General features: G+C 66.9%; 8 protein-coding genes and 1 tRNA gene. 3 read left to right on the top strand and 6 right to left on the bottom strand.

The window, feature by feature from the left end; translation table 11 throughout:
• Positions 1-49: 49 nt before the first annotated feature.
• From VJ655_RS18645 to cobA, 3 genes are read right to left on the bottom strand one after another with little or no spacing between them, the layout of a single operon-like run.
• Entirely contained in the window at positions 50-1,708 is a 1,659-nt protein-coding gene (locus VJ655_RS18645) for a nitrite/sulfite reductase (RefSeq protein WP_324113682.1), read from the bottom strand.
• Positions 1,709-1,720: 12 nt separating this feature from the next.
• Complete coding sequence (locus VJ655_RS18640; protein ID WP_324113681.1) at positions 1,721-2,086, bottom strand: DUF2849 domain-containing protein; 366 nt, start codon at positions 2,084-2,086, stop codon at positions 1,721-1,723.
• Entirely contained in the window at positions 2,083-2,982 is a 900-nt protein-coding gene (gene cobA / locus VJ655_RS18635) for a uroporphyrinogen-III C-methyltransferase (RefSeq protein WP_324113680.1), read from the bottom strand. The genes VJ655_RS18640 and cobA overlap by 4 nt, the downstream gene beginning before the upstream one ends.
• Before the next feature lie 231 nt (positions 2,983-3,213).
• On the opposite strand from cobA, the gene gcvA reads away from it, so the two are divergent.
• On the top strand, positions 3,214-4,170 hold the full coding sequence (gene gcvA, locus VJ655_RS18630; protein WP_324113679.1) for a transcriptional regulator GcvA: 957 nt from the start codon (positions 3,214-3,216) through the stop codon (positions 4,168-4,170).
• Positions 4,171-4,217: 47 nt separating this feature from the next.
• On the top strand, positions 4,218-4,547 hold the full coding sequence (locus VJ655_RS18625) for a chorismate mutase (protein WP_324113678.1): 330 nt from the start codon (positions 4,218-4,220) through the stop codon (positions 4,545-4,547).
• A gap of 138 nt (positions 4,548-4,685) precedes the next feature.
• Here the strand turns inward: VJ655_RS18625 and VJ655_RS18620 are convergent, their stop codons facing one another.
• Together VJ655_RS18620 and VJ655_RS18615 are read right to left on the bottom strand one after the other, a co-directional pair.
• Positions 4,686-5,513, bottom strand: coding sequence for a TIGR00266 family protein (locus VJ655_RS18620; protein WP_324113677.1), 828 nt, complete (start codon positions 5,511-5,513; stop codon positions 4,686-4,688).
• Between the two features lie 88 nt (positions 5,514-5,601).
• Entirely contained in the window at positions 5,602-5,940 is a 339-nt protein-coding gene (locus VJ655_RS18615) for an Hpt domain-containing protein (protein WP_324113676.1), read from the bottom strand.
• Positions 5,941-6,024: 84 nt separating this feature from the next.
• Here VJ655_RS18615 and VJ655_RS18610 point away from each other — a divergent pair.
• Positions 6,025-6,100, top strand: a tRNA-Lys gene (locus VJ655_RS18610).
• A 198-nt stretch (positions 6,101-6,298) separates the two neighbouring features.
• On the opposite strand, the gene VJ655_RS18605 is transcribed toward VJ655_RS18610, so the two are convergent.
• The coding region (locus VJ655_RS18605) for a TonB-dependent receptor domain-containing protein (protein ID WP_324113675.1) at positions 6,299-7,677 on the bottom strand (1,379 nt) is incomplete at its 5' end.

The following is a 7,677-nucleotide window of genomic DNA, read 5'->3' as shown; positions in this document are numbered from 1 at the left end:
GACGTTGACGAAGGCGTCTTCGGCCCAGCGGGCCTCGCCCTCCGCGAACTCAATCAGCCTGGGCATAGACAGCCTCCTTGAAGGGCTCGAGGCCGACGCGGCGGTAGGTGTCGAGGAAGCGCTCGCCATCGGTCCGGACGTTCAGATAGGCGCCGACCAGCTGGTCGACGGCCCCGGCCACCCGATCGGCCGGCAAGGCCGGACCCAGGATCTTGCCGATCGAAGCGTCTTCGGCGCCCGATCCGCCCAGCGACAGCTGGTAGAATTCCTCGCCCTTCTTATCGACGCCCAGGATGCCGATGTGGGCCACGTGGTGGTGGCCGCAGGCGTTGATGCAGCCGCTGATCTTGATCTTCAGCTCGCCGACCTGCTCGGCCCGGTCCAGATCAGCGAACTGGCGGGCGATGTCCTGGGCGATCGGAATGGCGCGGGCGTTAGCCAGGGCGCAGTAATCGAGGCCCGGGCAGGCGATGATGTCACTGACGAGATCGATGTTCGGCGTGGCCAGGTTCGCCGCCTGCAAGGCCGCGAAGACGGTCGGCAGGTCGTCCAGCTTCACATGCGGCAGGACGAGGTTCTGGGCGTGGGTCACGCGCAGGTCGTTGAAGCCGAAGCGTTCGGCCAGGTCGGCCACGACGTCCAACTGGTCGGCGCTGGCGTCGCCCGGCGTCTGCTCTTGGGCCTTCAGCGAAATCTCGACGATCGCATAGCCAGGCTGCTTGTGAGCGCGGACGTTGTTGCGCACGAAGCGGGCGAAGGCGCTGTCGTTGGACTTGGCCAGTTCGAACGCCTCCGAGCGGGCCGGCAGGGTCTCGAACGGGGTCTTGGCGAACGAGGCGCGGATGCGGGCCAGTTCGGCGGCGGGCAGGTCGGCGCGGGCGGCGTCGATCTTGGCCCACTCTTCCTCGACCTGCTTGGCGAACTCTTCGGCGCCGAGGGCGGCGACCAGGATCTTGATGCGGGCCTTGTAGATGTTGTCGCGGCGACCGTGGCGATTGTAGACGCGCAGGACGGCTTCCAGATAGCTCAGCAGCCGGTCGGTCGGCAGGAACTGCTTGATGGTCGGTCCGACATAGGGCGTGCGCCCCTGCCCGCCACCGACGATCACCTCGAAGCCGTGCGCCCCGTCACGGCCCTGGCGCAGCAGCAGGCCGATATCGTGCACCTTGGCCGCCGTGCGGTCCTTGGCCGAGGCGGTGACGGCGATCTTGAACTTGCGCGGCAGGAACGAGAATTCCGGATGCAGGGTCGACCATTGGCGGATCACTTCCGACCAGACGCGCGGATCGTCGATCTCCTCGGCCGTCGCGCCGGCATAGGGGTCGGAGGTCGTATTGCGGATACAGTTGCCGCTGGTCTGGATGGCGTGCAGGTCCACCTGCGCCAGCTTGTCCAGGATGTCGGGCGCATCCTTCAGCTTGATCCAGTTGAACTGGATGTTCTGGCGCGTGGTGAAGTGGCCGTAGCCCTTGTCGTAATCGCGGGCGATCTCGGCGAGGCGGCGCACCTGGGTCGGATTCAGCGAGCCGTACGGAACGGCGATCCGCAGCATGTAAGCGTGTAGCTGCAGATAGAGGCCGTTCATCAGGCGCAGCGGCTTGAACTGGTCCTCGGTCAGCTCGCCGGCCAGGCGGCGGGCGACCTGGCCGCGAAACTCGTTCGAGCGGTCGATCAGGAATTCACGGTCGATGACGTCGTACTGGTACATGGCTTTCCGCCCCTACTTCCTGCGGATCAGGTCGACGCGACCGGTCGAGCGCGCCGCGCCCGACGCCTGACGCAGAGCCTCGACGACGTCGCCGCCCTCGGCCTGCTTGCCGTGCGTGGGTTCGTTGGTGGGACCCAGGGCCCGGATACGTTCGCGGTAGCTGACGGGCGCCCAGTGGCCGTCCGACGGGGCCAGGTCGATCGGATAGACGTCGACCACCACGGTCGGCTGGCTCTTGCCAGCCGCGACAGCGGCCTCGACGTCCGCGACGTGGCTGTCGTCGAACAGCTGGGCGTCGCCGAAGCGCTCGACCCACTGGCCCGACTTCCAGAACACAACATCGCCATCGATCAGGCGGTTGGCGGTGATCACTTTCACTCGAAAACTCCGCTCATCCCCGCGAAAGCGGGGACCCATTCTGAATCGCCGCTTGGGCCTCCGCTTTCGCGGGTATGAGCGGGATTTTGTTGAGCCATGGCCATAGCCTCGCCGACCATCAGCAACGCCGGGCCCTTCACGCTCCCTGCGGCTTCGGCGAGGCCCGCGAGCGTGGTCAGCACCCGCCGCTCGTCGGCGCGACTGGCGTTCTCTACGATCAGGGCCGGGGTCGAACCCGCACGACCGGCGGTGGTCAGGCGCTCGGCGATCAGGCCGGCGGTCGAGACGCCCATATAGACGACGACGGTCTGGTTCGGACGCGCCAAGGCCACCCAGTCCAGATCAGGATCGCCGTGCGCGGCATGACCCGTGACGAAGGTGACGGCCTGGGCCAGGCCACGATGGGTGAGCGGCGCGCCGGCGCTGGCGCTGGCGGCCAGGGCGGCGGTGACGCCGGGCACGACGTGACATTCGACGCCAGCCTCGCGGCAGGCGGCCAGTTCCTCGCCGCCGCGACCGAACAGGAACGGGTCGCCGCCCTTCAGCCGCACCAAGTTCAAGCCGTCCAGGGCCAGGGCCACGATCAACTGGTTGATGTCGTCCTGCGGCAGGGTGTGACGCGACTTGCGCTTGGCGACATTGATCCGGCGCGCCCGGCTGGGGGCAAGGTCCAGGATCTCCTCGGAGACCAGGCCGTCGTGCACCACCACGTCGGCGCCGCGCAGGGCGTTGAACGCGCGGAAGGTCAGGAGGTCCGGATCGCCGGGGCCGGCGCCGACGAGCCACACGGCGCCCCCTCCCGCCCTTGCGGCGCGCTTGGCCCGCGTCCCGCCGACGACCACCAGGCCGTGCTTGGCGAGGCCAGGCTTGCTGTTTCGGGCCGGCTGACGAGCCATGGAGTTTAGAACCTCTATCAGCGCACTTGGAATAAGATCGTGGAACGCAAGACGGGGCCGCCCCTAAAGACGACCCCGGCCAAAATCTCGAAAATTAGTGGGGCGGCCTCAACGACCGCCCCACGGCGTGCGCCAACGAAAAGGGCCAATTCGCCAGCGAACGCTTGCAAACTCGTCGCGAAGAGGCCAATTCGCAAACAAGGACTTCTGCCGGGGCGTTCAGTAAAACTCATGGAAAGACCGAACGAGCGCCGTCGCCTGCCGCCCCTGAACGCCCTGCGCGCTTTCGAGGCCGCCGCGCGGCATCTGAACTTCAGCCGCGCCGCCGACGAGCTGTCGGTGACGCCCGGCGCGGTGAGCCAACAGATCCAGAACCTCGAGGACTATGTCGGGGCGGCTCTCTTCAAGCGCACGCCCAAGGGCCTCTTGCTGACCGACGCGGCCCAGACCGCCCTGCCCGCCCTGCGCGAGGCCTTCGACCGCCTGGCCGAGGCCGCCTCCCTGCTGACCGCCGCCGTCGACGGCCGTCGCCTGACCCTGACAGCCGCGCCCTCGTTCGCCGCCAAGTGGCTGGTGCCGCGCCTGGGCAAGTTCGAGCAGGCCCATCCCCAGGTCGACGTCTGGCTATCGGCGGGCATGGAGGTCGTGGACTTCGCCACCGGCGAGGTCGACATGGCCATCCGCTACGGCTCGGGTCGCTATCCCGGCCTCGAGGTCATCCGCCTGATGCAGGAGTCGGTGGTGCCGGTCGCCAGCCCGGAACTGCTGGAACAGAACGCCCTCGAACGTCCCGAGGACCTGGCCCACCACATCCTGCTGCACGACGGTTCGCCCGACGCCGACGACAGCTGCCCCGACTGGGCGATGTGGCTGGCCGCGCGTGGGATCAAGGGCGTCGACGGGGCGCGCGGCCCGCGCTTCAACCAGTCCAGCCTGGTCATCGAGGCCGCCGCCAACGGCCGCGGCATCGCGCTCGCCAAGCGCACCCTGGCCCAGGCGGACCTCGATTCCGGTCGCCTGGTGATCCCGTTCGAGGCCTCCACGGCCGTCGACTTCGCCTATTACGTCGTCCACCCCAAGGCCAAGGGTCGCCTGCCGCAGGTGAAGGCGTTCGTGAATTGGCTCAAGGCCGAGGCCGAGGCCCATGAGGCCGCCTTGCTGACCATGGACAACGGCGCGGGCATTTAACCGCCAGAACCCTGGTTTCTGCCACGGGAACCGGCTTAAAGGGGCGCATGAAAACAACGACTCTCACAGTCGACGCGCGCCTCGCGCCCGCCGACTGCCAGACCATGGTGGATGTGCGCCAGGGCGTGGACGCCCTGGATCGCGCCCTGGTCCAGCTCCTGACCGAGCGCCAGGGCTACATGGAGGCCGCCGCCCGCATCAAGGCGGATCGTTCCAAGGTGTTCGACCGTGCGCGGATCGAGGACGTGGTCGACAAGGTCAAGGCCGCCGCGCTCGAGACGGGCCTGTCCGAAGCGATCGTCGAACCCGTCTGGCGCACGCTGATCGACCGCTGCATCGCCTACGAATACGACAGCTGGGACCGGACGAAGGGATAACCCTCTCCCTTGCGGGAGAGGGTGGTCCACACAGTGGGCCGGGTGAGGGGTCATGCCGTGCAATCCGGATAGGTCTATCAACCCCTCATCCGTCGGCTGCGCCGACACCTTCTCCCGCAAGGGGAGAAGGACACCCTTTTAGTTCCCGTCGATCAGGTTGCCCAAGCCGCCGAGGAGGCTGCCCTCGCCGCGGTTGCCGCCCTGTCCTTGGGCGGCCTGCATCATGCGGCCGGCCAGGCGGGCGAACGGCAGGGACTGGATCCAGACCTTCCCGGGACCGCGCAGGCGGGCGAAGAACAGGCCTTCGCCGCCGAACAGCACGCTCTTCACGCCGCCGGCCATGACCAGGTCGAAGTCGACGCCGGGCGTATAGGCCGCCACGCATCCGGTATCGATGTGCAGTTCCTCGCCAGGCGCCAGCTCGCGCTCGACCAGGGCGCCGCCCATCTGGACGAACACCCAGCCGTCGCCTTCCAGGCGCTGCATGATGAATCCCTCGCCGCCGAACAGGCCGGTCATCATCCGCTTCTGGAAGTGGATGCCGATCGACACCCCGCGCGCCGCGGCCAGGAAGCTGTCCTTCTGGCAGATCAGGGTTCCGCCCAGTTGGCCAAGGTTCAGCGGCAGGATCGAGCCCGGCGTGGGCGAAGCGAACGCGACCCGCGCCTTTCCGGAGCCGGTGTGCGTGAAGACGGTGGTGAACAGGCTCTCGCCGGTGACCAGGCGTTTGCCCGCGCCCAGCAGCTTGCCCATGAAGCCGCCGCCCTGGTCGCCCGAGCCGTCGCCGAACACAGTGGTCATCTGGACGCTGGCGTCCTTCCAGACGAAGGCCCCGGCCTCGGCCACCGCACTTTCACCGGGATCCAGCTCGATCTCGACGAACTGAAGCTCCTCGCCCTTGATCTCGAAGTCGATATCGTCGGCGACGCCGGCGCTACGTTGGTGGCTCCAGGGGCTGGGGGGCATGACGCGTCTCCTCGTGTCTAGAAGGCTCTTCTAGCCAGACGCCGGCGCCGACGCCAATTACGCATCGGTCAGATTGTGCGGCTAACGCTCAACGCTTCAGCGAACGCAACGCCTGCTCGTGGACGTAGGCGGCGATGTCCATCAAGGCGGCGTCCAGGGCCGTCTTCACCGCGGCCAGGCTCTCCTCCCCCGCCTCGCAGCGCTCGCAGACCTCGCCGAGGGTGAAAGCTCCCACTCCGCGCGCCGCGCCCTTCACCGTATGGACCGCGTCCTTCCAGCCGGGATGGGCCGGATCGAGCATCGGCGCCCACAGCGCGGCCTGCTCTTCAAACAGCGCCAGCACCTCCGCGACCACCCCGGAATCCCCTGCCGCGAACCCTTCCAGGTAAGTAAAATCCACGGCTCCGCTAATATCTCGTCTGGCCATGAAAAAAGCTCTTGCGCTGCTAAAATCATTGCGTATGTTCCGCGCCTCGCCGCCGGGGCTCGCAAGTGCTTCGGAACCGCGAATGGGTGTATAGCTCAGTTGGTAGAGCAGCTGACTCTTAATCAGCGGGTCCAAGGTTCGAATCCTTGTACACCCACCATTCTCCTCTTGGAGAACCCGGCCTTCCGCTGAGGCCGCTTTCCGAAATCTTCCCGATCATTCGCCCGGCGACCCAGTTCGCGGGCCACGTCTTCGCGCGGCGCATGTCCTGCGATCCGCGTGCGCGCGCGACCGGACCTTCCGCCACGAAAAAGGGCGGCCCGGATGGACCGCCCTTCCCGTCTCGTTTCGTCGATCGTTAGAAGCGACGCGTCAGGTTCACGAACACCTGGCGACCGATGAAGTCGTACTGCGTGGCGAAGGCGTAGCTGCCCACGCGGCCGTACGTGTAGTTGCCACGGTCCTGCAGCGCCGGCGACACCTTCGGCGGCGCCTCGTTGAAGACGTTGCTGACGCCGATGATGCCTTCCCACTCGTCCGCTTCGTAGCGCACCGACAGGCTGTGGTACCACATCGCCTCGGCGTGGTTCTTGGCCCGGAAGGCCGAACCCTGCGGCGTCGTATAGTTGGACGGCGGCGAGAGGTCGGTGTCGTACTGGTACTTGTAGTTCGACTGGTGACCGACGAACTGCGTCGACCACGAGAACGTCAGGTCGTTCCAGCGGTAGCGCAGCTGGGTGTTGCCCACCACCTTCGGCTCGCCGATCAGGCCGTTGAAGTCGTCCGTCGAACCCGGGAACAGCTCCTGGGTGTCTTCCAGCGTGTAGCTGAACTGGGTGTCCAGCGTCAGTCGGCCCGGCCCGATATCGCGGTTGTAGCGCGTCGTCAGGTCGATGCCGCGGCTCGTCTGGCTGACGATATTGCGGAACGAGCCGTCGATGTCGGTGATGCCCAGATAGGTCGGCGAATCCGGATCCAGGTCACGCGTGAAGAGCTTGCAGAACGGATTGTTCGGGAAGTCGGTCGATGCGTAGCACTGACCCACGACGGCCGCGCCGTTGCTGGTGACCTGGTTGTTGACTTCGATCTCGTAGTAGTCGACCGCCACGTTGATGTCGGCGAACTTCGGGGTCCAGACGAAGCCGACGCTCAGCGCCTTCGACTTCTCGGGCTTCAGGTTCTTGCCGCCGCCGGTGACGATGAAGGCCGACGGGTTGTTGCCGCCGTAGTCACCAGGGATGCCCTGGGCCGCGCAGTTGGCCGCGATGGTCGGGTTCGACACACCGCCGCCTTCCGGCGGAGCATAGCGGATGCAGGGGTCGACCGACGCCTGGCCCAGATAGCCGCCCTGGTCGCCCAGGTTCAGCTCGAACAGCGCCGGGGCGCGGAACGAAGTGCCATAGCTGGCGCGCAGGCGGTATTCGCTGCTGAGCTGCCAGTTGCCGCCGACCTTGTAGGTCGAGTTGGTGCCGTAGGAATCGTAGTCCGAAACGCGGCCCGAGAGGTTCAGCGTCAAGGATTCGATGAACGGCACGGCCTTGATCAGCGGCGCCTCGAGCTCGCCATAGGCTTCCTTGACCGTGTCGCTGCCCTTGGTGCGGCTGGCGGTCGCCAGGTTGTAGAAGTTCTGCTCGGTCAGATCCGCGCCCGGCTTGTCGTCGAGCTTGTCGTGACGATACGACACGCCGAACGCGCCGGACAGCGGGCCGGCCGGCAGCTTGAAGAGGTCGCCCGACA

The organism is Caulobacter sp. (genome assembly GCF_035254145.1).
In the GTDB taxonomy this organism is placed as follows: Bacteria; Pseudomonadota; Alphaproteobacteria; order Caulobacterales; family Caulobacteraceae; genus Caulobacter.
The sequence above is the reverse complement of the archived record's forward strand: the minus strand, read 5'-3'. Positions and strand labels throughout refer to the sequence as shown.

Coding starts and splice junctions, on each gene's coding strand:
- VJ655_RS18615 (WP_324113676.1), bottom strand. CDS start 5,940: ATGGCCAGACGAGATATTAGCGGAGCCGTGGATTTTACTTACCTGGAA.
- cobA (WP_324113680.1), bottom strand. CDS start 2,982: ATGGCTCGTCAGCCGGCCCGAAACAGCAAGCCTGGCCTCGCCAAGCAC.
- VJ655_RS18620 (WP_324113677.1), bottom strand. CDS start 5,513: ATGCCCCCCAGCCCCTGGAGCCACCAACGTAGCGCCGGCGTCGCCGAC.
- VJ655_RS18645 (WP_324113682.1), bottom strand. CDS start 1,708: ATGTACCAGTACGACGTCATCGACCGTGAATTCCTGATCGACCGCTCG.
- gcvA (WP_324113679.1), top strand. CDS start 3,214: ATGGAAAGACCGAACGAGCGCCGTCGCCTGCCGCCCCTGAACGCCCTG.
- VJ655_RS18625 (WP_324113678.1), top strand. CDS start 4,218: ATGAAAACAACGACTCTCACAGTCGACGCGCGCCTCGCGCCCGCCGAC.